We start from the raw sequence: 24,130 nt of genomic DNA on the forward strand, positions 1-24,130 counted from the left end.
CCTTCCGCTGTGTCTGGCTGCGCCAGACGGTCGCTGCGCTCCCACCCCCGGATCAATCCCTCCGCTCAGCCTTCCGACGTCGCCTGTGAATCAAGATCAAAAGCGGTACTCGAGCTTGCGCTCATTGTTTTGAGTGGTGAAAAGCGTGTGATCTGCTTTGGATCTGTGTTGGATTCGCCCCTCACCCCAGCCCTCTCCCCGAGGAGAGGGAGCTGATTTGTGTGCTTTTCAAATCCTGAGTTCAACTCGGACTTTCACATCGACGTAACTCGCTCAAACACCTCGGTCAGTTCCCTCTCCCTCCGGGAGAGGGCTAGGGTGAGGGGCTCTTGATCTGGCTTTTGCTTTGGCTTTTGATCTTTTGCCGCTTCGGCAGACTTCTTACCCCCAATAACAAAAAAGGCGTGATCCTCACGAATCACGCCTTTTCCAATCAACAGCTAACGATCAACTACCCAAAGCCTTCGAAGCCAACCAGAACAACCCGGCCGACAGCGCCACGGTCGCTGGCAAGGTCAGTACCCAGGCCAGCAGAATAGTCTTCACCGTGCCACCCTGCAGGCCGCTCTTGTTGGCAACCATGGTCCCGGCAACACCCGAGGACAACACATGAGTGGTCGACACCGGCAGGCTGAAAATATTGGCCATGCCGATCAAACTGGCGGTGGTGATCTGCGCCGACATGCCCTGGGAATAGGTCATGCCTTGCTTGCCGATCTTCTCGCCGATGGTCAGCACCACACGCTTCCAGCCGACCATGGTGCCCAGGCCCAGTGCCAGGGCGACCGCCAGAATCACCCAGAACGGGGCGTATTCAGTGGTGGTGGTCAGGTCTTTGCGCAGCTTGTCGAGGTCAGCCTTTTCGCGGGCTTCCAGGCCTGGCAGCTTGCCGACTTTCTTCGCCGTGTCGTCCAGGCAGAGCAGGTAGCGACGCACTTCGATGCGGCTGTCCGACGACAGCGAATGGTAGTCCGCTACACCTTTGAGGGTGTGCAGCAGGGCGGTGATGGTCGGTTCGGTCTGCTGCGGGTTGCAGCGGAATTTCTCCGGCAGGTCGCCTTCCACGCTCTTGCCCAGGGCCAGGAACTCACCCAGCGAATCGGCGTTGCGCTGGTAGAACTGGCTCAGGTGCAGGGTCGCGTCGCGGGTGCGTTCGATCTGGTAGGTGGTGCTGTTCAGATCGAGTACGAACTGCGCCGGGACGATACCGATCAGCACCAGCATGATCAGGCCGATGCCTTTCTGGCCGTCGTTGGAACCGTGCACGAAGCTTACGGCCATTGCCGAGATCACCAGGACCAGACGGTTCCAGAACGGTGGGTGCTTTTTGTCGTCGATCTTGCGGCGCTGTTCCGGTGTCTTGTGCATCTTCGACAGCGGGCGCCACCATTTCAGGCCGATCAGCACCAGCGCGGCGATGAGGAAGCCGGCCATCGGCGAGAACACCAGCGAGGCGCCAATATCGATCGCTTTCTGCCAGTTCACGCCATCTCTCAACGGAATGTCGTTGATCAGCGCGTTGGCCAGGCCGACACCGAGGATCGAGCCGATCAGGGTGTGCGAGCTGGAAGCCGGGATACCGAAGTACCAGGTGCCCAGGTTCCAGGCGATTGCCGCGGCGAGCAACGAGAACACCATCGCCAGGCCATGGCCGGTGTTCACATTGATCAGCAGCTCAACCGGCAGCAAGTGGACGATGGCATACGCCACGCCCACGCCGCCCAGCAGCACGCCGAGGAAATTGAACACACCGGAAAAGAACACCGCCAGGTGTGGCGGCATGGCTTTGGTGTAGATAACAGTGGCTACCGCGTTAGCGGTGTCATGAAATCCATTGATGAACTCGAAGGCGAGGACAAACGTCAGGGCGAGCAAGAGGCTCACAAGCACCCAAGCATCCAGTCCGCTGAATAAATCGATCATGAAGGTTTTCTGACCCGGTCGTAAGGGGGCGCGATTATGCCAGAAAAGACAGGAAATCGATGCCCCGTCTGCTCACTGGTCACACCCTTCTTCGATTTAATTTGTTGCAGGGCGTGAAAACCAAGCAGCACGCAGGGTTTTTCAACTACTTGATTTTATTGAATAAACTAGATTTTCGAGCCGTTTTTTCAGACATCGCAAAGGCTCAAACGCTTGTCTGAAATATCTCTGAAACCTGTGGGACGCTCGTTCATAAGCCGCAGAACAGCGATGCAGCCGCTGCCCGCGGATAGCGGGCGCGCGAGGTGTCGTCTTCCACCGCGCTGTGGCTCAGGCGGACGCCGACTTTCGAATGCTCAACCGCCGTGGCTCATGGCTCTTCGGCTTTGAGTTCCTTTTCGATCTTTTCGATTTCCTGCTTGAACACCTGATCCTGAACGGTAGGGCGCTTGCGCCATGCCTTGCGTTCCGGTTCCGGCTGAGCGGCGTAGGTGGTGACTTCCCCGCCGTAAACTTCCTTGTAACGTTGTTCCTGGCGCTCTAGTTCCGCGCGCAGTTCGTCTTTTGTCACGGTGCTACCTGTATGAGTTGAATTGAATATCCGGTGAAACACACTGCAACGAGTCAATTGAGCGAGCCCGACAGTCATCCACAGCCCGATCGGGCGCGGAGACATTGCAGAGGCGATCAAGACTTCCGTGTTACAGGCGGCTACGGCACCAGATAAAAACTGACGCAGCATCAGTTTCCTGTTTCAGCGAGCGCTGGCGTTGCATGTGTGATGGGCGCCGGGCGCTGGCCGGAGCTGAGACGAAGGACCTCGTTTCAGCAAGTCGCGGGCTTTTGATTAAAGCGCCGCGACTAGGGTGCATTATAGCGGCCGATTCGGGAATGACTATCTTTGCCAAGTTAAAAACGGTTCTGAATGTGTGATGGTTTTGTTGCTGGCAACTTTTGCCGCTAGTTAAGTGTAAAGACAGCGTTATAGAACCGGCGTTCTGTTTTTGGCGCCATTAACTGGAACAACTAAGTTGCGAGCAGAATCGCTAAAGCTGCCTCAAGGATGAAGAGGAGAGCGGGGGCTGGATTGCGATTATCGGTCGGCGGTTCGATAATCGCCCAATGTTGGCGCCCCGGTGCTTGTGCATCGCGCGGCGAGCCGTTTGACTAGGCATCGATGCGTGCCGGACAAGGACAAGAAATGAACGATCAAATGCGCAACTCCTTCACCTCGGTGGCGCCGCCCATTGTCGCCTCGCCGGCCAAGCGCATTCAGGCGCTGACCGGTGATCCGGATTTCATGACGTCCCTGGCCCGTGGTCTGGCCGTGGTGCAGGCGTTTCAGGAACGCAAACGCCACCTGACCATCGCGCAGATAAGTCATCGCACTGAAATCCCTCGCGCCGCCGTGCGCCGTTGCCTGCACACGCTGATCAAGCTCGGCTACGCCACCACCGACGGCCGCACCTATTCGCTGCTGCCGAAAGTGCTGACCCTCGGCCACGCCTATCTGTCCTCGACACCGCTGGCGGTCTCGGCCCAACCGTATCTGGATCGCATGAGCGAGCAACTGCACGAGGCCTGCAACATGGCGACGCTAGAGGGCGATGACATTCTCTATATCGCGCGTTCGGCGACCACTCAGCGATTGATCTCGGTCGACCTTTCCGTCGGCGGGCGTCTCCCTGCCTATTGCACGTCGATGGGGCGCATTCTGTTGGCCGCGCTGGACGACACCTCCTTGGGCGAATACCTCGACCACGCCGAACTGGTGGCCAAAACCAGCCGCACCATTCATACCCCCGACGCGTTGCTCGAATGTTTGCAGCAGGTGCGGCAGCAGGGCTGGTGCATTGTCGATCAGGAACTGGAACAGGGCCTGCGCTCGATCGCTGTGCCGGTGTACGACGCCTCCGGGCAAGTGGTCGCCGCGCTGAATGTCAGCACCCACGCCGGGCGGGTCAGTCGCGCCGAGCTGGAGCAGCGCTTCTTGCCGGGCCTGCTCAGCGCCAGTCGCGACCTCAGTGCGCAGTTGTTCGCCTGAGGAAGCTGTTCGATAAACGCACAGTGTTGCGTTTATCGAATTGACGCTAAAACCCTCGGATCATTAATGTCGCGGCAGCGTCATCCGGCGCTGATGTGAATGAGCTCGCCGGACTGTCGACCCCATAATAATGACAAGAGGCAACTCACCATGCGCTCGCTCCCCGACTGTCTGTATCCCACCCGTTGTTGCCGGGTTCACCGCAACGCCTGATTACAACCTTCTATTCTTGTGACCGTGCCTTCCTTTGGCCGGCCGCCGTTCGACTGCGTTTTTTGCGTGGAATAAAAATAATGAACCAGCCTCAGTCCGCTGTGGGTAACTGCCTCGATGTGCAGACCTTCATCAACGCCCAACCGATCTCGCGCTATCAGTGGCGGGTGGTGATCCTGTGTTTCCTGATCGTATTTCTCGACGGCCTCGACACCGCCGCCATGGGCTTCATCGCCCCGGCGCTGTCGCAAGACTGGGGCATCGACCGCGCCAGCCTCGGCCCGGTAATGAGTGCCGCGCTGATTGGTATGGTCTTCGGCGCGCTCGGCTCCGGCCCGTTGGCTGACCGCTTCGGGCGCAAGGTTGTCCTCGTCGGTGCGGTGATTCTGTTCGGCGGCTTCAGCCTGGCCTCGGCGTACAGCACCAACGTCGAACAACTGCTGGTGTTGCGCTTTCTGACCGGTCTCGGTCTCGGCGCGGGCATGCCCAACGCGACGACGCTGCTCTCGGAATACACACCCGAGCGCAAGAAGTCGCTGCTGGTGACCAGCATGTTCTGCGGCTTCAACCTCGGCATGGCCGGCGGCGGTTTCATCTCCGCGAAGCTGATCCCGGCGTTCGGCTGGCATGCTCTGCTGATGATCGGCGGGATCCTGCCGCTGATCCTCGCCGTGGTATTGGTGTTCTGGCTGCCGGAATCGGCGCGCTACCTGGTGGTGCGCAACCGTGGCACCGACAAAGTACGCAAGACCCTCGCGCCGATCGACCCGGTTACCGTTGCCCAGGCTGCGAGCTTCAGCGTGCCGGAACAGAAGACCGTGAAGGCGCGCAATGTCTTTGCGGTGATCTTCTCCGGCACTTACAGCACCGGCACGCTGCTGTTATGGCTGACCTATTTCATGGGCCTGGTGATTGTGTACCTGCTGACCAGTTGGCTGCCGACGCTGATGCGCGACAGCGGCGCGAGCATGGAGCAGGCCGCGTTCATCGGTGCGTTGTTCCAGTTTGGCGGCGTGTTGAGCGCGGTCGGCGTGGGCTGGGCGATGGATCGCTTCAATCCGCACAAGGTCATCGGCGTTTTCTACCTGCTGGCCGGGGTGTTTGCCTACGCCGTGGGACAAAGCCTGGGCAACATCACCTTGCTGGCGACGCTGGTACTGGTGGCGGGCATGTGCGTCAACGGCGCGCAATCGGCGATGCCGTCATTGGCGGCACGCTTCTACCCGACTCAGGGCCGTGCGACCGGGGTGTCGTGGATGCTCGGCATCGGCCGCTTCGGCGCGATCCTCGGCGCGTGGATGGGCGCAACCTTGCTTGGCCTGGGCTGGAATTTCGAGCAAGTGCTGACCGCACTGGTGATTCCGGCCGGTTTGGCGACGGCGGCGGTGCTGATCAAGGGCATGGTCAGTCATGCGGATGCGACCTGAGGCAGACCCATGATCGTTCCCACGCTCCGCGTGGGAATGCCTCAACGGAGGCTCTGCGTTCGGCTGTACAGGGACGCGGAGCGTCCCCGGCAGCATTCCCACGCGGAGCGTGGGAACGATCATTAGGGAGGCAACAATCCGTTCGATAAACGAACACTCAGTCGATTATCGGATTGTTTGGCGAATTTCCCGAGCTTAATCTTCAGTGACTCCGGCGCTGAACCTCGCGCCTTTTTATCACTGGCGATTCCTTACAAGAACAGGAGCCCGCTCCATGGCTGAGATCCTTTCGCTGCACGACGCGGTGAAGCAATTCGTCAACGATGGCGATACCGTCGCCCTCGAAGGCTTCACTCACCTGATCCCTACGGCAGCGGGTCATGAAATCATTCGTCAAGGCAAGAAAGATCTGACGCTGGTGCGGATGACGCCTGACCTGATCTACGACCAACTGATCGGCGCCGGTTGCGCGCGCAAACTGATTTTCTCCTGGGGCGGCAACCCGGGTGTGGGCTCGCTGCACCGCCTGCGTGACGCGGTCGAGAAAAAATGGCCGCACGCGCTGGAAATTGAAGAACACAGCCACGCCGACCTCGCCAACGCCTACGTTGCCGGCGCGTCCGGCCTGCCGTTCGCGGTGCTGCGTGCCTACGCCGGCTCCGACCTGCCGAAGGTCAATCCGCTGATCAAAACCGTGACCTGCCCGTTCACCGGCGAAGTGCTGGCGGCAGTGCCATCGGTACGCCCGGACGTCACCGTGATTCACGCGCAGAAAGCCGACCGCAAAGGCAACGTGTTGCTCTGGGGCATTCTCGGTGTGCAGAAAGAAGCCGCGCTGGCGGCCAAGCGCTGCATCGTCACCGTGGAAGAAATCGTCGACGACCTCAACGCACCGATGAACGCTTGCGTGCTGCCGACCTGGGCCTTGAGCGCGGTCTGCCACGTGCCGGGTGGCGCGCATCCGTCCTACGCCCACGGTTACACCGAGCGTGACAATCGTTTCTATCAGGCGTGGGACCCGATCGCTCGCGACCGTGAGACGTTTACCGCGTGGATCAACGAATACATCCATGGCTGCGCTGACTTCAGCGAATTCCAGGCCAAATTGGCCGCTGCTTCGGAGGCCAAGTAATGACTTACACCACCAATGAAATGATGACCGTCGCGGCGGCCCGGCGCCTGAAGAACGGCTCGGTATGTTTCGTCGGCATCGGCCTGCCATCGAAAGCCGCCAACCTCGCGCGCCTGACTTCATCGCCGGACGTGGTGCTGATCTACGAATCCGGCCCGATTGGCGCCAAGCCGAGCGTACTGCCGCTGTCCATCGGTGACGGTGAGCTGGCCGAGACCGCCGACACGGTGGTGCCGACCGGTGAAATTTTTCGCTACTGGCTGCAGGGCGGGCGCATCGACGTCGGTTTCCTCGGCGCCGCGCAGGTCGACCGTTTCGGCAACATCAACACCACCGTGGTCGGCGACTACCACGCGCCGAAAGTGCGTCTGCCGGGGGCCGGTGGCGCGCCGGAGATTGCCGGTTCGGCGAAAAGCGTGCTGATCATCCTTAAACAGTCGGCGCGGTCGTTTGTCGACAAGCTCGACTTCATCACCTCGGTCGGTCACGGCGAAGGTGGCGATTCGCGTAAACGTCTCGGCCTGCCGGGCGCCGGGCCGGTGGGGATCATCACCGACCTGTGCATCATGGAACCGGAGGAGGGCACCCACGAATTCGTGGTCACCGCGCTGCATCCGGGCGTGACCCGCGAGCAAGTGGTCGCCGCCACCGGTTGGCCGATTCGTTTTGCCGACTCCGTTGAAACCACCGCTGAGCCGACCGAAGTCGAGTTGACCGCACTGCGTGATCTTGAAGCGCGCACCGCTGGCGCCCACGGTCAGGCACCGGGAGAAGCATGATGCGTGACGTGTATATCTGCGATGCGATTCGCACCCCTATTGGCCGTTTCGGCGGCGCACTGTCCGCCGTGCGCGCCGATGACCTCGCCGCCGTGCCGATCAAAGCACTGATGGAGCGCAATCCTTCGGTGGACTGGAATGCCGTCGATGAAGTGTTTCTCGGCTGCGCCAACCAGGCCGGCGAAGACAACCGCAACGTCGCGCGCATGGCGCTGCTGCTGGCGGGGCTGCCGGACAGCGTGCCGGGCGTTACGCTCAATCGTCTCTGCGCTTCGGGCATGGACGCGATTGGCACCGCATTCCGCGCCATCGCCAGTGGCGAAATGGAGCTGGCGATTGCCGGCGGCGTCGAGTCGATGTCCCGCGCACCGTTCGTGATGGGCAAGGCCGACGCGGCGTTCTCGCGCAACATGAAACTGGAAGACACCACCATCGGCTGGCGTTTCATCAACCCACTGATGAAGGCGCAGTACGGCGTCGATGCCATGCCGCAGACTGCTGACAACGTTGCCGACGACTACAAGGTTTCGCGCGCAGATCAGGACGCCTTTGCTCTGCGCAGTCAGCAACGTACCGCCGCCGCGCAGGCTGCCGGTTACTTCGCTGAAGAAATCGTCGAAGTGCGCATCGCCCACAAAAAGGGCGAAACCGTGGTCAGCGAGGACGAACATCCGCGCGCCGACACTACGATTGAAGCGCTGGCGAAACTGAAACCGGTCAATGGCGCGGATAAAACCGTCACCGCCGGCAATGCCTCCGGGGTCAACGATGGTGCTGCTGCGCTGATTCTGGCGTCAGCCGAAGCGGTGAAAAAACACGGCCTGACCGCCCGCGCAAAAGTGCTCGGCATGGCCAGCGCCGGCGTCGCACCACGGGTGATGGGCATCGGCCCGGTGCCGGCGGTGCGCAAACTGACCGAGCGCCTTGGCGTCGCGGTCAGCGATTTCGACGTGATCGAGCTCAACGAAGCGTTTGCCAGCCAAGGTCTGGCGGTACTGCGTGAACTGGGGCTGGCGGATGACGCGCCGCAGGTCAACCCGAATGGCGGCGCGATTGCCCTCGGTCATCCGTTGGGTATGAGCGGTGCGCGGCTGGTGCTGACCGCCCTGCATCATCTGGAAAAGACTGGCGGCAAGAAAGGTCTGGCGACCATGTGCGTCGGTGTTGGCCAGGGTCTGGCCCTGGCCATCGAACGTGTCTGACGCGCTGCGGCACTTACAAGAACTGAGGAAAGCGAAATGACTGACAAGCCTGGTTACCGTCGCCCACAGGCAGGCACTCAGCCTGACTACCTGCACCCGACGTATCAATCCACCAACCTGCGCTCGCCGTCCAAGCCTTTGGTGTACCTGCCCCATTCACTCTCGGAAATCACCGGGCCGACCATCGGCGCCGAACACGTTGCCGAGAAGGACAATGACCTGACCGCACAGCACGACGGCGAACCGTTGGGCGAGCGCATCATCATTCACGGCCGCGTGCTCGACGAAGATGGCCTGCCGGTACCGGGGATTCTGGTGGAGATCTGGCAGGCCAATGCCGCCGGCCGCTACAACCATGCCCGCGACCTGCACGACGCGCCGCTGGACCCGAACTTCACCGGCACCGGCCGCACCGTCACCGATGCCGATGGTTGGTACCAGTTCCAGACCATCAAGCCCGGCGCCTATCCGTGGGGCAACCACCACAACGCCTGGCGCCCGGCGCACATCCACTTTTCCCTGTTCGGGCCGAGCATCCTCACCCGACTGGTCACGCAAATGTATTTCCCCGGCGACCCGTTGCTGGCGTATGACCCGATCTACAACTGCGTGCCGGACACTTCGGCCAAGGAACGCCTGATCGCCAGTTTCGATCTGGAAAAAACCATTCCGTCCTACGCCCTCGGTTACCGCTGGGACATCGTGCTGCGCGGCCGTGAAGCCACGCCGATGGAGAAATAAGATGACGCTCTATGCGACCACGTCCCACACCGTCGGGCCGTATTACCACATCGGCCTGACGTGGCTGAACCGCGAAACCCTGGCCAACGAGCTGACCCTCGGCGAGCGCGTGGCAATCACCGGCCAGGTGGTCGACGGCAATGGCGATGTCGTCAACGACGCCATGCTCGAAGTCTGGCAGGCCAACGCCGTCGGCAAGTACGACCACCCGGAAGATCATCAGGACAAACCGCTCGACCCGAATTTCGAAGGCTTCGGCCGGGTACCGGTGGACGCCGAAGGGCGCTTCCGTTTCACCACGATCAAACCGGGCACCGTGCCGGGGTTGAAAGGCTCGACCCAGGCGCCGCATCTGGTGGTGCTGGTGTTTGCCCGTGGTCTGGTCAAGCATTTGCTGACGCGGATCTATTTCGAGGGCGAACCGGCGAACGTTGCTGATCCGTTGCTGGAATGTGTGCCGGCGGAGCGTCGCCAGACGTTGCTGGCCAAGGCGGATGCGTCGGGTGTGTACCAGTGGAATGTAGTTCTGCAGGGCACCGATGCCGAGACGGTGTTCTTCGATTATTGAGAGAACACCCCAAATCCCGTGCAGGACAGAGTCCCTGTGGTGAGAGGATTTATCCCCGCTGGGCTGCGAAGCAGCCCCAAAAACCAGTCGGCGCGGTATTCAGATGAACCGCGTGTATCTGATTTGCGAGTGCCTCGCACTTTAGCGGGGATAAATCCCCTCGCCACAAAGGCTGATCCAGACGTGGGTGACGATCCGATGTGGAACGGGACTGTTGCAAAGTATGTCTAGACTGTGACTGTCCCTATCGAGTGAAAAAACAATGACAACCACCACCTCCCACTACACCGGCGAAGAGCGCAGCAAGCGCATCTTTGCCATCGTCGGCGCTTCGTCCGGCAACCTCGTCGAATGGTTCGACTTCTACGTCTACGCCTTCTGCGCGATCTATTTCGCCCCGGCGTTTTTTCCCTCCGATAATCCCACCGTGCAACTGGTCAACACCGCTGGCGTGTTCGCTGCCGGGTTCCTGATGCGGCCGATTGGTGGCTGGATCTTCGGCCGGGTCGCTGACAAGCACGGGCGCAAGAACTCGATGCTCATCTCGATTCTGATGATGTGCTTCGGCTCGTTGCTGATCGCCTGTCTGCCGACCTACAAGGACATCGGCGTCTGGGCACCAGTGCTGTTGCTGTTCGCGCGTTTGCTGCAAGGTCTGTCGGTGGGCGGCGAGTACGGCACCACCGCGACCTACATGAGCGAAGTTGCGCTCAAGGGCCAGCGCGGTTTCTTCGCCTCGTTCCAGTACGTGACGCTGATTGGCGGGCAACTGCTGGCGGTGTCGCTGGTGGTGGTCCTGCAGCAATTCCTCACCGAAGAAGACCTGCGTGCCTACGGCTGGCGGATTCCGTTCGTGGTCGGTGCGGTGGCGGCGCTGATTTCGCTGTTCCTGCGTCGTTCGCTGAAGGAAACCACCAATAAGGAAACCCGTGCGCACAAAGACGCCGGCAGCATCACTGCACTGTTTCGCGATCACAAAGCGGCGTTCATCACCGTGCTCGGCTACACCGCTGGCGGCTCGCTGATTTTCTACACCTTCACCACCTACATGCAGAAATACCTGGTGAACACCGCCGGGATGCACGCCAAGACCGCCAGCTACATCATGACCGGCGCGCTGTTCCTGTATATGTGCATGCAGCCGTTGTTCGGCATGCTCGCCGACAAGATCGGCCGGCGTAATTCGATGCTCTGGTTCGGCGCCCTCGGCACGCTGTTCACCGTGCCGATTCTGCTCAGCCTGAAAAGCATCAGCAGCCCGTTCCTCGCCTTCGTACTGATCACCCTGGCGCTGGCGATTGTCAGCTTCTACACCTCGATCAGCGGTCTGGTAAAAGCCGAGATGTTCCCGCCGGAAGTGCGCGCCCTCGGTGTCGGCCTGGCTTACGCGGTGGCCAATGCAATCTTCGGCGGCTCGGCAGAGTTTGTGGCCCTGAGCCTCAAGGCCGGCGGCATGGAAAACGCCTTCTACTGGTACGTCACGGCGATGATGGCGGTGGCCTTCCTGTTCAGTCTGCGTTTGCCCAAGCAGGCGAAGTATCTGCACCACGATCTGTAAACCCATGTGCGCGGGCTGCGAGGCTCGCGCCGGCAAGGACTGTTTATGACTCAGCGACCGGGCAATCAATTGTTCGATGCCTACTTCACCGCCCGCGATATGCGCGAAGTGTTCTGCGATCAGGGCCGGATGCAGGCGATGCTCGATTTCGAAGCGGCGCTGGCCCGGGCCGAGGCGCGGGTCGGGCTGATTCCTTCATCGGCCGTGGCACCGATTGCCGCAGCATGCGACGCCAGTCTGTATGACTTCGCAGCGCTGGGCGAGGCGATTGCCACGGCCGGTAATTCGGCGATCCCACTGGTCAAGGCTTTGGGCAAGCAGATCGCTTCGAGCGATGCCGAAGCCGAGCGCTATGTGCATCTGGGCGCGACCAGTCAGGACGTGATGGATTCCGGGCTGGTCCTGCAATTGCGCCAGGCGCTGGCGCTGATCGAAGACCAACTGGCGCAACTGGCCGACTCGCTCGCCACTCAGGCACAACGTTTCGCCACCACGCCACTGGCCGGGCGCACCTGGCTGCAACACGCCACGCCCGTGACCCTCGGTATGAAAATCGCCGGATGGCTGGGCGCCGTCACGCGCAGCCGTCAGCGTCTGCAACAACTGAAACCGCGTCTGCTGGTGCTGCAATTCGGTGGCGCCTCCGGCACCCTCGCGGCGCTGGGTGAACAGGCGTTGCCGATCGCCAAAGCATTGGCCGAAGAGCTGCAACTGACCCTGCCCGAGCAACCGTGGCACACCCAGCGTGACCGCATCGTTGAATTCGGCGCCGTGCTTGGCCTGATCGCCGGGAGCCTCGGCAAATTCGGCCGCGACATCAGCCTGTTGATGCAGACCGAAGCAGCGGAAGTATTCGAGCCTGCGGCACCGGGCAAAGGCGGGTCGTCGACCATGCCGCACAAGCGCAACCCGGTTGGCGCGGCGGTGCTGATCGGCGCGGCCACGCGGGTGCCGGGGCTGGTGTCGACGCTGTTCAGCGCGATGCCGCAGGAACATGAACGCAGCCTTGGTTTGTGGCATGCCGAATGGGAAACCCTGCCGGAAATCTGCTGCCTGGTGTCCGGTTCGCTGCAACAGGCGCGCTTGCTGGCCGACGGTCTGGAGGTCGACGCGGCGCGCATGGCCCGCAACCTCGAATTGACCCAAGGCCTGGTGCTGGCCGAAGCGGTGAGCATCGTCCTCGCCCAACGCGTCGGCCGCGACACCGCGCATCACCTGCTCGAACAATGCTGCAAACGTGCAGTGGCCGAGCAACGCCATTTGCGTGCGGTGCTCGCGGACGAGCCGCAAGTCACCGCCGAACTCAGTGGCGCTGAACTCGATGATCTTCTCAACCCCGCGCATTACCTTGGCCAGGCGCGAGTCTGGGTCGAGCGCGCGGTGGCTGAACACAACGCTTTGACTGTCTGAAGGAGAGGGCTGTGGCTTTCGTTCAACTCGCCGATGGCGAACTGCACTATGAAATTGAGGGCCCGGCGGAGGCGCCGGTGCTGGTGCTGTCCAACTCGCTGGGCACCGACCTGCACATGTGGGACGCGCAAATGCCGGCGTTCACCGAGCATTTCCGCGTGCTGCGTTTCGACACGCGCGGCCATGGGCAATCGCTGGTCACCGAGGGGCCGTACAGCATCGAACAACTCGGTCGCGACGTGCTCGGTCTGCTCGATGCGCTGCATATCGAGCGCGCGCATTTCTGCGGGTTGTCGATGGGCGGGCTGATCGGTCAGTGGCTTGGGATCAATGCCGGGCATCGTCTGCACAAACTGATCGTCTGCAACACGGCGGCAAAAATCGGCGATCCGTCGGTATGGAATCCACGCATCGAAACCGTGTTGCGCGACGGCCCGGCGGCGATGGTCGCACTGCGTGATGCCTCGATTGCGCGCTGGTTCACCCCGGACTTCTCGGCGGCCCATACCGAGGCGGCGAAGAAGATTACCGACATGCTTGCCGCAACCAATCCACAAGGTTATGCGGCCAACTGCGCGGCCGTGCGCGATGCCGATTTTCGTGAACAACTGGCTTCGATCAACGTGCCGTTGCTGGTGATTGCCGGCAGCGAAGATGCGGTGACGCCGCCGTCCGGCGGGCACTTCATCCGCGACCACGTGCGCGGTGCCGAGTACGCCGAGTTCCGTGCGGCGCATTTGTCCAACGTGCAGGCCGGTGCCGCTTTCAGCGACCGTGTGCTGGCGTTTTTGCAGGCTCAGTGAGGAAGAATTTGTGGACGAGAAACAACGTTACGACGAAGGCATGCAAGTCCGCCGCGCGGTGCTGGGCGATGCCCACGTCGATCGCAGCCTGACCACGCTGACCGAGTTCAACTCGGAATTCCAGGAGATGATCACCCGCCACGCCTGGGGCGACATCTGGACCCGCCCGGGCCTGCCCCGCCATACCCGCAGCCTGATCACCATCGCCATGCTGATCGGCATGAACCGCGAGGGCGAACTGAAACTGCACCTGCGCGCGGCAGCCAACAACGGCGTCAGCCGTGGCGAGATCAAGGAAGTGATCATGCAGAGCGCAATTTACTGCGGCATCCCGGCGGCGAACGCGACGTTTCATCTGGCGGAGTCGGTGTGGGATGAGCTAGGAGTCGAATCCCGGGATTGATGGCGCCCGAAATTACGCCTTCGCGAGCAAGCTCGCTCCCACATTGGAGTTGTGTCGATCACAAAACAAATGTGGGAGCGAGCTTGCTCGCGAAAGCGGCAGACGCCGTGATGTGTTAATCAGCACATGCACTCAAACCCTGGCGACAATGAATATCCGCTTGAACGCAAACAACGTACGCCCATCCTCCTCTTGCGGATAATGCTCATGCACCCGCATCAGGTAGTGATAGATGAATCGCGCCTGCTGCGCTGAATCCAGCGCCTGCATTACTGGTCTTAACGCCGAGACCTTGATCCAGTCATACACCGGCGATTTGCCGTCGACCACTTGCAGTTGTTCGGTCTCCCAAATGTCCAGCGACGCGGTCATTGGCGCGAGCAGACGGTAGTAGTCCTCCAGCGTCAGTAGCGGCCGCACGGCCATGCGCCGGCGCAGTTCCGGCGTGCCCAATGGTGCGCCCCCGGGGCCGGCGTCTTCCAACGTTTGCAGCATCAACCGATACCACAACGCATCGCGCCAATCCGGCATGTGCGCTGCGAGGCAGCCGCCAGGATTCAAATAGCCGAGCAGGCGCGGCAGCAAGGTTTCGTGGTCATCGAGAAAATGCAGCACAGCGGCGGCGAACAACAGATCCGCCGGTTGCTCAGGCTGCCAGTCCAGCAGATCAGATTGTTTCCACAAGGCCTTGATCGGCAGGCCTCGGGCCTCGTCGAGCATCTGCGCCGAGCTGTCGATGCCCTGCAATCGCGCACGCGGCCAACGCTTGGCCAGCAACTGCGTAGCGATGCCGGTGCCGCAGCCCAGATCGTAAATGCGTTGGGGGGTTTGCAGTTCGATACGGTCGAGCAATTCGTTGACCGGACGTTGTCTGAGACGGGAAAACTGTTGGTACGCCTTGGCGTCCCAATCGGTGGTGCGGCGCGTGATCATGAGGTGATCCTCCGGTGATCAAATGGTGTCTTCCGATGACAACCTGGTGCACAGCTGGAGACCGACTACGAAACGGAAGCGTGAAGGGTTGGAGCACCTGAGTCCTTCAGGTTTGCTCACTGTAACTGTCGCCCGCAAAAGCGCTACATGGCCTGACCAATGGCATGCATCTGTGATGGGAATCAAATGTGGGAGCGAGCCTGCTCGCGAAGGCCATTTCATATTCGACAGAGATGTCGACTGAAGCTGCGCTTTCGCGAGCAGGCTCGCTCCCACAGTGGGGCATGTGTGGTTAGAGAAGGCTGATCGGGTAGCTGACGATCAGGCGATTTTCATCGAACTCGTTGTTGCTGAAGTCGCGGCGCATGGTCGAGTTGCGCCATCTGACGTTCAGATCCTTCAACGTGCCGCTCTGCACCGTGTAACCGAGTTCCGATTCGCGACCCCATTCCTTGCCGTCGGTGATCGTCCCGGTGTGCACGTTGTCGCCGCTGATGTAGCGGTTCATCAGGGTCAGGCCGGGGATGCCCATGGCGGCGAAGTTGTAGTCGTGGCGCAGCTGCCAGGAGCGTTCCTGAGCGTTGTCATAACTGGCGTTGTAGCTGTCGTTGGCCAGCGTGCCGCCACTGGTGCCGTTGACCCGCATCCACGCGCTGTCGCCGGTCAATTTCTGCAAGCCGAGGTAGAACGTGTTGCCGCCGTACTTGGCCGAAAACATGCCGTACCAGGTCTTGTTGTCCAGATCGCCGGCACGCGCGCTGCCATCTTCCTTGCCGTAGAAAAAGCCGAGGTTGGCGCCCAGCGTCCAGTCGCCGAGCGGCTGACTGTGCAGCACATTGAGGTACTGCTGGCTGTAGATGTCCTTGAGTTGCGCGTTCCACAGGCCGATCTGTGTGCGCTTGTCGTTGAACAGGTATTCGCCGCCCTGGAAGTTGAAACGATCAGAGGTGAACGCGGCTTTGCCGGTCATCGACATGTCGCTCATGCTGCTGTCGTCGCGCGGGCTGTTGGCGCGGAACTGGCCGCCATAGAGGGTCAGGCCGGCGATTTCCTTGGAGGTTATCTGGCCGCCACGGAAGGTTTGCGGCAGCGAGCGACCGTCGTCCGAACGCAGAATCGGCAGCACCGGCATCCACTCGCCGACCTTGACCTCGGTCTGCGAAAGTCTGGCCTTGAACGCGACGTTGGTGCGGCCGAAGTTGTCCGCCGGGCGCCCGTCATGGTCCAGCGGCAACAACTGCGTACCGCCCGTGCCTTTACCGCCATCGAGCTTGATCGAATACAGCCCGAGTACGTCCATGCCGAAACCGACGGTGCCTTGGGTGACGCCGGATTTGGCGTCGAGGATGAAACTCTGCGTCCACTCTTCAGCCTTGCCTTGGGTCTTGGTCGGGTTAGTGAAGTTGCGGTTGATGTAGAAGTTGCGCAGGTTAAGGTTGACCTTGGCGTCTTCGACAAAACCGCCTTCTTCGGCGCTTGCCGGCAGGGCCAGACCGGCGATGGCCAGGGCGATCACAGCGGGCAATGCGTAGGGCACAGGGAAAACTGTCATGGACTTGGGTCTCTCTTGTTTTTTTAGGGCGAACGGCTGCGCTGTCGCGGCGGGTGCGGCGCAGGCAACGTGATGCAGGTCTGAGATGCAGCGGTGGCGGTCAGCCGGGCGGGGCAGGGCGCAGGAGCATGGTGTCGAACCTTGTTGTTATTGGTTTTCTGGTTCGAATGGTGAAGGGCCTGTGTGTTCGGGTTCAATTGCTGAAAGCGGGTTTTGGGCGGTTATCGAACGCAAGATTCATGCTGATTTGTGGTGAGTGTTAGGTCCCCTTCGCGAGCAGGCTCGCTCCCACAACTGGAATGCGTTTCCCTGTGGGAGCGAGCCTTCTCGCGAAGAGGCCAGTTCGGCCGCGAAACCTTTGCGACAGGCAACAAAAAGCCCACCAATAAGGTGGGCTTGATGTAGTCAGCCGATGATCAGAACAGCTTCATCTTCGGCGCTTCTTCTTTCAGCGCTTCGTTCTGCGCGGTCTGCGCATTCCAGCCACCGCCCAGTGCCTTGTACAGGTTGACCGCACTGGTCAGCTGCGCGAGGCGGTCGGTGATCAACGCTTGTTGTGCGCTGAACAACTGACGCTGGGCATCGAGGAAGGTCAGGTTGCTGTCGACGCCGATGCGGTAGCGACGTTCGGCCAGGCGGTAGTAATCCTGGTTGGCCTGAACGAAGTCACGCTGCGCTTGCAGCTGCTCGGTGTAGGTCTGGCGGGCGGCGAGGCCGTCGGCGACTTCCTGGAAGGCCGTTTGAATCGACTTCTCGTAGTTCGCCACGCCAATGTCCTTCTGGATCTTGGCGTAGTCGAGGCTGGCGCGCAGGCTGCCGGCGTTGAAGATCGGCAGGTTGATCTGCGGCTGGAACAGCCACGTCCCCGAGCCACCCTTGAACAGACCGGACAGATCCGGGCTCAGGCTGCCCGCGTTGGCGGTCAGGCTGATGCTCGGGAAGAACGCTGCACGCGCCGCGCCGATGTTGGCGTTGGCCGCCTTCAGGTTGTACTCGGCCTGCAGAATGTCCGGACGACGTTGCAGCAGGTCCGAAGGCAGACCGGCCGGTACGTCGCTGAGCAGATCATCAGACAGCGGTTTGGCTGCTTGCAGATTGGCCGGAATACCGGTGCCGAGCAGCAGGGTCAGGCTGTTTTCGTCCTGTGCGACCTGGCGGGTATAACGCGCCAGTTGCGCCCGGGCGTTTTCCACCGAGGTACGCGACTGTGCCAGATCCAGCGCCGAAGCCACACCGACTTCGTTGCTGCGGCTGGTCAATTTGTAGCTTTCTTCGAAGGCACCGAGGGTGTCCTGCGTCAGCTTGAGCAGTTCCTTGTCCGCCTGCCAGGTCAGGTAGGCATTGGCGACGTTGGCGACCAGACTGATCTGTGTGCTGCGGCGTGCTTCTTCGGTAGCGAAATACTGTTGCAGCGCTTGCTCGCTCAGGCTGCGCACCCGACCGAACAGGTCGAGTTCGTAGGCGCTGACGCCGACGGTGGCGGAATACGAACTGCTGATCATCGACTCGCCGGTCTGCGAGGCACGGGCCGGCAGACGCTGGCGGCTGCCGGCGGCATTGGCCGACACTGCCGGGAACAGGTCGGCGCGCTGGATGCGGTACTGCGCCGCGTAAGCGTCGATGTTCAGCGCCGCGACACGCAGGTCGCGGTTGTTTTCCAGGGCGACCTGGATCAGCTGTTGCAGGGCCGGGTCATGGAAAAACTGCTTCCAGCCCTGTTCGGCAGCGGCTTGCGCCGGAGCCTGGGCCGGCGAGTACGCCGGCCCCTGCGGGTACTGGCCTGCGACCGGAGCCTCAGGCTGCTGATAGTCAGGTATCAGCGAGCAACCGCTCAGCACGAAGGCGGCGACTGCGATGGAGAGTAGCGACTTGCTCATTGGCCAGCCTCTTTAGGAGTTTCAGTAGTCTCATCCGCGTCGGTCTTTTTGCGCTGACCGATGGACGACACAGTAACGAAGAACAGTGGGACCCAGAAGATCGCCAGGATCGTGGCCGTGAGCATACCGCCAATCACGCCGGTACCGATCGCGTGCTGACTGCCTGAACCGGCGCCGGTGGAAATCGCCAGCGGCACAACACCGAGAACGAAGGCCAGCGAGGTCATGATGATCGGGCGCAGACGCATGCGGCAGGCTTCAATCGCCGCTTCACGCAGGCTGCGTCCCTGTTCATGCAGTTCCTTGGCGAATTCGACGATCAGAATGGCGTTTTTAGCCGCCAGACCGATGGTCGTCAACAAGCCCACCTGGAAGTACACGTCGTTGGACAGACCGCGCAGGCTGGTGGCCATCAGTGCACCGATGATCCCCAGCGGTACCACGAGCATGACCGCGATCGGAATCGACCAGCTTTCATACAGCGCCGCCAGACACAGGAACACCATCAGCAGCGACAGGGCGTACAGCGCTGGCGCTTGCGAGCCGGACAGACGTTCCTCGTAGGACAGACCGGTCCAGGAGATACCGACACCGGACGGCAGCTTCTTGGCAATCGCTTCGACTTCAGCCATCGCTTCACCGGTGGAGTAGCCCGGCGCCGGAGCCCCGAGGACCTCGACCGCTTCCACACCGTTGTAGCGCGCCAGCTTCGGCGAACCGTAGACCCACTCGCCCTTGGCGAACGCCGAGAACGGAACCATGGTGCCTTCGGCGTTACGCACGTACCACTTCTTCAGGTCTTCGGGGCTCATGCGCGAGTCCGGCTGGCCCTGCACATATACCTTCTTCACCCGACCACGGTCGATGAAGTCGTTGACGTAGCTACTGCCCAGCGCGATCGACAGAGTGTTGTTGATGTCGCTGATGGTGATGCCGAGGGCACTGGCCTTCTCGTCGTCGATTTCCAGCTGGAACTGCGGCTCGTCGTTCAGGCCGTTCGGACGCACCTGGGTCAGCACCTTGCTTTGCGCCGCCATGCCGAGGAACTGGTTGCGCGCTTCCATCAGTTTTTCGTGACCGATACCGGCGCGGTCCTGCAGGAACACGTCGAAACCGGTGGCGTTACCCAATTCCAGAACCGCTGGCGGGGCGAAGGCAAACACCATCGCGTCGCGGAAGCTGAAAAAGTGTTGCTGGGCACGCGCAGCGAGGTTGAACACGCTGTTGTCGGCGTTACGTTCGCCCCACGGCTTGAGCATGATGAACGCCATACCCGAGCTCTGACCACGGCCGGCGAAGTTGAAGCCGGTCACGGTGAACACCGAAGCCACCGCGTCCGCTTCACCGCCGTCCTTGTTCGGACGCAGCAGGTACTCACGCATTTCATCCACGACCACCTGCGTGCGCTGGGCACTGGAACCGGCCGGGGTCTGCACCTGAGCGAACAGTACGCCCTGGTCTTCTTCCGGGAGGAACGCGGTCGGGATGCGGGTGAACAGCCAGATCATGCCCACCACGATCAACAGGTACGCCAGCAGATACGGCGCCTTGCGGGTCAGCATTTTGCCGACGCCGCGCTCGTAGCTGCGTACGCCACGGTCGAAATTGCGGTTGAACCAGCCGAAGAAACCTTTCTTCGGGGTGCCGTGCTCGCCTTTCGGAATCGGCTTGAGCATGGTTGCGCACAGCGCCGGGGTGAAGATCAGGGCAACCAGTACCGACAGGGCCATGGCCGACACGATGGTGATCGAGAACTGCTTGTAGATCACCCCGGTGGAACCGCTAAAGAACGCCATCGGCAGCAGTACCGCCGAGAGCACGAGGGCGATACCGACCAGTGCGCCCTGGATCTGGCCCATGGACTTCTTCGTCGCTTCCTTCGGTGACAAGCCTTCTTCGCTCATCACCCGCTCGACGTTTTCCACCACGACGATGGCGTCGTCCACCAGCAGACCGATGGCCAGCACCATGCCGAACATGGTCAGGGTGTTGATGCTGAAACCGGCGGCGGCGAGGATGCCGAACGTACCGAGCAGTACCACGGGCACGGTCATCGTGGTGATGACGGTGGCGCGGAAGTTCTGCAGGAACAGGAACATCACCAGGAACACCAGCGCGATCGCTTCGACCAGCGTGTGCACCACGCCTTTGATCGATTCGGTCACCACCGGAGTGGTGTCGTACGGGAACACCACTTCCATGCCTTGCGGGAAGAACGGCTTGAGGCTGTCGATGGTGTTGCGCAGCGCTTTGGCGGTATCGAGGGCGTTGGCACCGTTGGCCAGTTTCACCGCCAGACCGGACGCCGGGCTGCCGTTGAACTGGGCACTGATCGCGTAGTTCTCACCGCCGAGGCCGACTTCAGCCACGTCTTTGAGGCGAACCTGCGAACCGTCCTTGTTGACCTTGAGCAGGATTTCCTTGAACTGCTCAGCGGTCTGCAGACGGGTCTTGCCGATGATCGTCGCGTTCAGTTGCTGGCCCTGCACGGCAGGCAAGCCACCGAGCTGACCGGACGACACCTGGACGTTCTGCGCAGCAATGGCATTCTTCACGTCGACCGGGGTCAGGTTGAAGTTGTTCAACTTGGCCGGGTCGAGCCAGATACGCATCGCGTACTGCGCACCGAAGACCTGGAAGTCACCGACACCGGCGGTCCGCGAGATCGGGTCCTGCATGTTCGACACGATGTAGTTGGACAGGTCGTCCTTGGTCATGCTGCCGTCACGCGACACCACGCCGATCACCAGCAGGAAGTTCTTCACTGCCTTGGTCACGCGGATACCCTGTTGCTGCACTTCCTGCGGCAGCAGCGGGGTGGCCAGGTTCAGCTTGTTCTGGACCTGGACCTGCGCGGTGTCGGAATTGGTGCCTTGCTCGAAGGTCGCGGTGATGGTCATGCTGCCGTCGGAGTTACTTTCCGACGACACATAACGCAGGTTGTCGATACCGTTGAGCTGTTGCTCGATGACCTGCACCACGGTGTCCTGCACGGTTTGTGCGGACGCGCCTGGGTAGGTCACCTGGATCGCAATGGCCGGTGGCGCAATGCTCGGGTATTGGTTGATCGGCAATTTCAGGATCGAAAGTGCCCCGACCAGCATGATCACCAGGGCGATTACCCAGGCGAAAATCGGACGGTCGATGAAGAATTTTGACATGGGTTACTCCCCTTTGCCGCCGGCGGCTTTGTCAGCTGCCTGTGCGGGGGCCGGGTTCTTGGTGCCGACGTTAGTCGCCTCGGTCGCTTTGACCTCGACGCCCGGTTTGACGTACTGCAGCCCTTCGGTGATCAGACGATCGCCGGCTTTCAGGCCATCTTCGATCAGCCACTGGCTGCCGACAGTGCGGCTGGCCTTGAGCTGACGCAGCTCGACCTTGTTATCGGCGCCGACGACCAGTGCGGTCGGGGTGCCTTTGAGGTCGCGGGTCACGCCTTGTTGCGGCGCGAGGATCGCTGCGCTGTTGACGCCGGCTTGCAGCTGGGCGTGAACGAACATGCCTGGCAGCAGGGTGTGATCGGGGTTCGGGAACACTGCGCGCAGGGTTACCGAGCCGGTGGTCTGGTCAACCGAGACTTCGGAGAATTCCAGCTTGCCGTCGAGCTTGTATTGGCTGCCGTCTTCCAGGGTCAGCTTGACCGCAGCGGCGTTGTCGCCGGCCTTCTGCAGACGGCCGCTTTCCAGCTCGCGGCGCAGCTCCAGCAGTTCCACCGACGATTGGGTCACGTCGACGTAGATCGGGTCGAGCTGCTGAATCACTGCCATTGCATCGGCCTGGCCATTGCTGACCAGTGCGCCTTCGGTGACCGAAGAGCGGCCGATACGGCCAGAGATCGGCGCGTAGACTTTGGTGTAGCGCACGTTGATCTGCGCGCTCTGCAACGATGCTTCCGATTGCAGGCGGTTGGCCAGTGCGGTGTCGTATTCCTGACGGCTCACGGCTTGTTCGTCGACCAGTTGCTTGTAGCGGTCGGAAATCGACTTGGTCGAACGCAGCTCGGCTTCGGCGCTTTTCAGCGTAGCTTCATAGACCGACGGATCGATCTGATACAGCTGCTGGCCGGCTTTGACGTCGGCGCCTTCCTTGAACAGACGCTTGAGGATAATGCCGTTGACCTGCGGGCGAACTTCAGCGATGCGGAACGCACTGGTGCGGCCCGGAAGTTCCGAGGTCAGGGTAAAGGCTTGTGGTTGCAGGGTGACGACGCCGACCTGAGGAGGCGGAGCGGCTGGGGCCGCTTCTTCCTTTTTACATCCGCTGAGCAGCGATGCCAGGGCGACGGCAGTGACCAGAGCGGTAACAGCTGGCTTGAATTGCATGAAGATCCTCGGGTCAGGCGCGCAAGAAGCGCACAAGAAGTGTGAAAGAGTAAAAATCGGGTACCGGGTGGATAAGTAGCTTGCTAAGTAATATACTTACGTTCATGGTTGTTTGTAAACACCTGCGCCGTGTACCCACCCTGATACAAAAGTCGTCGCAAGGTTTGAAATTGTAGGCCGGGGAGTCGATTCACGAGAGATCGCCCCCTCTTTATTCAGCGGATATTCAGCCATCCCTGAAACATCCTGTTTGAGGTTTTACTGCCATGGTCCGTCGTACCAAAGAGGAAGCTCAGGAAACCCGCAGCCAGATTCTGGAAGCGGCCGAGAAAGCCTTTTATGAAAGGGGGGTTGCCCGCACCACCCTGGCGGACATCGCGACCCTCGCCGGCGTGACGCGTGGCGCCATCTACTGGCATTTCAGCAACAAGGCCGATCTGGTCCAGGCCATGCTCGACAGCCTGCACGAACCGCTGGATGAACTGGCCAAGGCCAGCGAAAGCGAAGACGAACCGGACCCGCTGGGCTGCATGCGGCAGTTGCTGATTCATTTGTTTCATCAAGTTGCACTGGACCCGAAAACCCGGCGCATCAACGAAATTCTGTTTCATAAGTGCGAATTCACCGATGAAATGTGCGATCTGCGCCAGCAGCGCCGGACGGCCAGTCTCGATTGCAACGTGCGCATCGGCCTGACCCTGCGTAATGCGGTGAATCGCGGCCAGTTGCCGGAAGACCTCGACACGGCCCGCGCGGCGATCAGCATTCATGCCTACATCGACGGCCTGCTGTACGGCTGGCTGCTGGCTCCGGACAGCTTCGAACTGCACGCCGAGGCTGAACGCTGGGTCGACACCGGGCTGGACATGCTGCGCCTGAGCCCAAGCCTGCGCAAATGAAACAAAATGCGCAATTGCCCGGCAGGATGTCAATCAGCCGCTATGGCCGATTATTGCGGCGGGGAGTTTAAACGTAGCCGGCCGTGGATTTTGTAGGGAAATTGTGTAGCTCTTGTGAATCCGTGTTTTGCCGCGTTTCCCTCACCCTAGCCCTCTCCCAGAGGGAGAGGGGACCGACCAAGCTGATCTTTCGAGTGACGCTGACCTGAAATATCCCGCCGAACTCGGGTTCTGAAGGATCTGCAAATCGGCTCCCTCTCCCCAATGGCGGGACCGACCGGGTTGTTTGCTCAAGCCGTGCCGACCTGAAATATCCCGCCGAACTCAAAGTTTGAAAAACACAC

General features: G+C 61.1%; 20 protein-coding genes. 13 read left to right on the top strand and 7 right to left on the bottom strand.

Annotated features, from left to right (window positions below; translation table 11 throughout):
* Positions 1–447 precede the first annotated feature (447 nt).
* Positions 448–1,923, bottom strand: a complete 1,476-nt coding sequence (locus V8J63_RS16015) for an inorganic phosphate transporter (RefSeq protein WP_016771345.1) — start codon at positions 1,921–1,923, stop codon at positions 448–450.
* A gap of 59 nt (positions 1,924–1,982) precedes the next feature.
* Here V8J63_RS16015 and V8J63_RS16020 point away from each other — a divergent pair, with 59 nt between their 5' ends.
* Positions 1,983–2,144 (top strand): hypothetical protein, encoded by a 162-nt coding sequence (locus V8J63_RS16020; protein WP_177433329.1) that lies wholly within the window; start codon positions 1,983–1,985, stop codon positions 2,142–2,144.
* A gap of 149 nt (positions 2,145–2,293) precedes the next feature.
* Here V8J63_RS16020 and V8J63_RS16025 read toward each other — a convergent pair whose 3' ends face one another.
* Positions 2,294–2,494: a hypothetical protein gene (locus V8J63_RS16025; protein ID WP_008080067.1), complete on the bottom strand. Its 201-nt coding sequence runs from the start codon at positions 2,492–2,494 to the stop codon at positions 2,294–2,296.
* A 630-nt stretch (positions 2,495–3,124) separates the two neighbouring features.
* Here V8J63_RS16025 and pcaR point away from each other — a divergent pair.
* The 11 genes from pcaR (at position 3,125) to pcaC (ending at position 14,203) form a co-directional block, all read left to right on the top strand.
* Entirely contained in the window at positions 3,125–3,967 is an 843-nt protein-coding gene (gene pcaR / locus V8J63_RS16030) for a pca regulon transcriptional regulator PcaR (protein WP_016771343.1), read from the top strand.
* Between the two features lie 293 nt (positions 3,968–4,260).
* Positions 4,261–5,607 (top strand): MFS transporter, encoded by a 1,347-nt coding sequence (locus tag V8J63_RS16035; protein ID WP_130887071.1) that lies wholly within the window; start codon positions 4,261–4,263, stop codon positions 5,605–5,607.
* A gap of 274 nt (positions 5,608–5,881) precedes the next feature.
* Positions 5,882–6,739 (top strand): CoA transferase subunit A, encoded by an 858-nt coding sequence (locus tag V8J63_RS16040; RefSeq protein ID WP_130887070.1) that lies wholly within the window; start codon positions 5,882–5,884, stop codon positions 6,737–6,739.
* A complete protein-coding gene (locus tag V8J63_RS16045) occupies positions 6,739–7,518 on the top strand; it encodes a CoA-transferase subunit beta (protein WP_336464323.1) in 780 nt (259 codons plus the stop codon). The genes V8J63_RS16040 and V8J63_RS16045 overlap by 1 nt, the downstream gene beginning before the upstream one ends.
* Complete coding sequence (pcaF, locus tag V8J63_RS16050) at positions 7,515–8,720, top strand: 3-oxoadipyl-CoA thiolase (RefSeq protein WP_177421638.1); 1,206 nt, start codon at positions 7,515–7,517, stop codon at positions 8,718–8,720. The genes V8J63_RS16045 and pcaF overlap by 4 nt, the downstream gene beginning before the upstream one ends.
* A gap of 36 nt (positions 8,721–8,756) precedes the next feature.
* On the top strand, positions 8,757–9,461 hold the full coding sequence (gene pcaH / locus V8J63_RS16055) for a protocatechuate 3,4-dioxygenase subunit beta (protein WP_129998851.1): 705 nt from the start codon (positions 8,757–8,759) through the stop codon (positions 9,459–9,461).
* Between the two features lies 1 nt (position 9,462).
* Positions 9,463–10,029 carry a protocatechuate 3,4-dioxygenase subunit alpha gene (gene pcaG, locus V8J63_RS16060; RefSeq protein WP_130887068.1) on the top strand — a complete coding sequence of 189 codons (567 nt, stop codon included), beginning with the start codon at positions 9,463–9,465 and terminating at the stop codon, positions 10,027–10,029.
* Positions 10,030–10,291: 262 nt separating this feature from the next.
* Positions 10,292–11,587, top strand: coding sequence for an MFS family transporter (locus V8J63_RS16065; RefSeq protein ID WP_041478914.1), 1,296 nt, complete (start codon positions 10,292–10,294; stop codon positions 11,585–11,587).
* 45 nt (positions 11,588–11,632) lie between these two features.
* On the top strand, positions 11,633–12,997 hold the full coding sequence (locus V8J63_RS16070; RefSeq protein WP_130887067.1) for a 3-carboxy-cis,cis-muconate cycloisomerase: 1,365 nt from the start codon (positions 11,633–11,635) through the stop codon (positions 12,995–12,997).
* Between the two features lie 11 nt (positions 12,998–13,008).
* Positions 13,009–13,800: a 3-oxoadipate enol-lactonase gene (pcaD, locus tag V8J63_RS16075; RefSeq protein WP_125925263.1), complete on the top strand. Its 792-nt coding sequence runs from the start codon at positions 13,009–13,011 to the stop codon at positions 13,798–13,800.
* Between the two features lie 10 nt (positions 13,801–13,810).
* Positions 13,811–14,203 carry a 4-carboxymuconolactone decarboxylase gene (pcaC, locus tag V8J63_RS16080; RefSeq protein WP_024011942.1) on the top strand — a complete coding sequence of 131 codons (393 nt, stop codon included), beginning with the start codon at positions 13,811–13,813 and terminating at the stop codon, positions 14,201–14,203.
* A gap of 132 nt (positions 14,204–14,335) precedes the next feature.
* Here the strand turns inward: pcaC and V8J63_RS16085 are convergent, their stop codons facing one another.
* From V8J63_RS16085 to emhA, 5 genes are all read right to left on the bottom strand, one after another.
* On the bottom strand, positions 14,336–15,136 hold the full coding sequence (locus V8J63_RS16085; RefSeq protein WP_125925264.1) for a methyltransferase domain-containing protein: 801 nt from the start codon (positions 15,134–15,136) through the stop codon (positions 14,336–14,338).
* 292 nt (positions 15,137–15,428) lie between these two features.
* Entirely contained in the window at positions 15,429–16,688 is a 1,260-nt protein-coding gene (locus tag V8J63_RS16090; RefSeq protein WP_130887066.1) for an OprD family porin, read from the bottom strand.
* Positions 16,689–17,104: 416 nt separating this feature from the next.
* Complete coding sequence (gene emhC / locus V8J63_RS16095; RefSeq protein ID WP_024011945.1) at positions 17,105–18,565, bottom strand: efflux RND transporter outer membrane subunit EmhC; 1,461 nt, start codon at positions 18,563–18,565, stop codon at positions 17,105–17,107.
* Complete coding sequence (gene emhB / locus V8J63_RS16100; protein ID WP_336464324.1) at positions 18,562–21,726, bottom strand: efflux RND transporter permease subunit EmhB; 3,165 nt, start codon at positions 21,724–21,726, stop codon at positions 18,562–18,564. The genes emhC and emhB overlap by 4 nt, the downstream gene beginning before the upstream one ends.
* Before the next feature lie 3 nt (positions 21,727–21,729).
* Entirely contained in the window at positions 21,730–22,887 is a 1,158-nt protein-coding gene (gene emhA / locus V8J63_RS16105) for an efflux RND transporter periplasmic adaptor subunit EmhA (protein WP_016771331.1), read from the bottom strand.
* 266 nt (positions 22,888–23,153) lie between these two features.
* On the opposite strand from emhA, the gene emhR reads away from it, so the two are divergent.
* Positions 23,154–23,786, top strand: a complete 633-nt coding sequence (gene emhR / locus V8J63_RS16110; protein ID WP_024011948.1) for an efflux system transcriptional repressor EmhR — start codon at positions 23,154–23,156, stop codon at positions 23,784–23,786.
* The last annotated feature ends 344 nt before the right edge of the window (positions 23,787–24,130 follow it).

Source organism: Pseudomonas sp. CCNWLW23 (assembly GCF_037095675.1).
GTDB lineage: Bacteria > Pseudomonadota > Gammaproteobacteria > Pseudomonadales > Pseudomonadaceae > Aquipseudomonas > Aquipseudomonas atacamensis.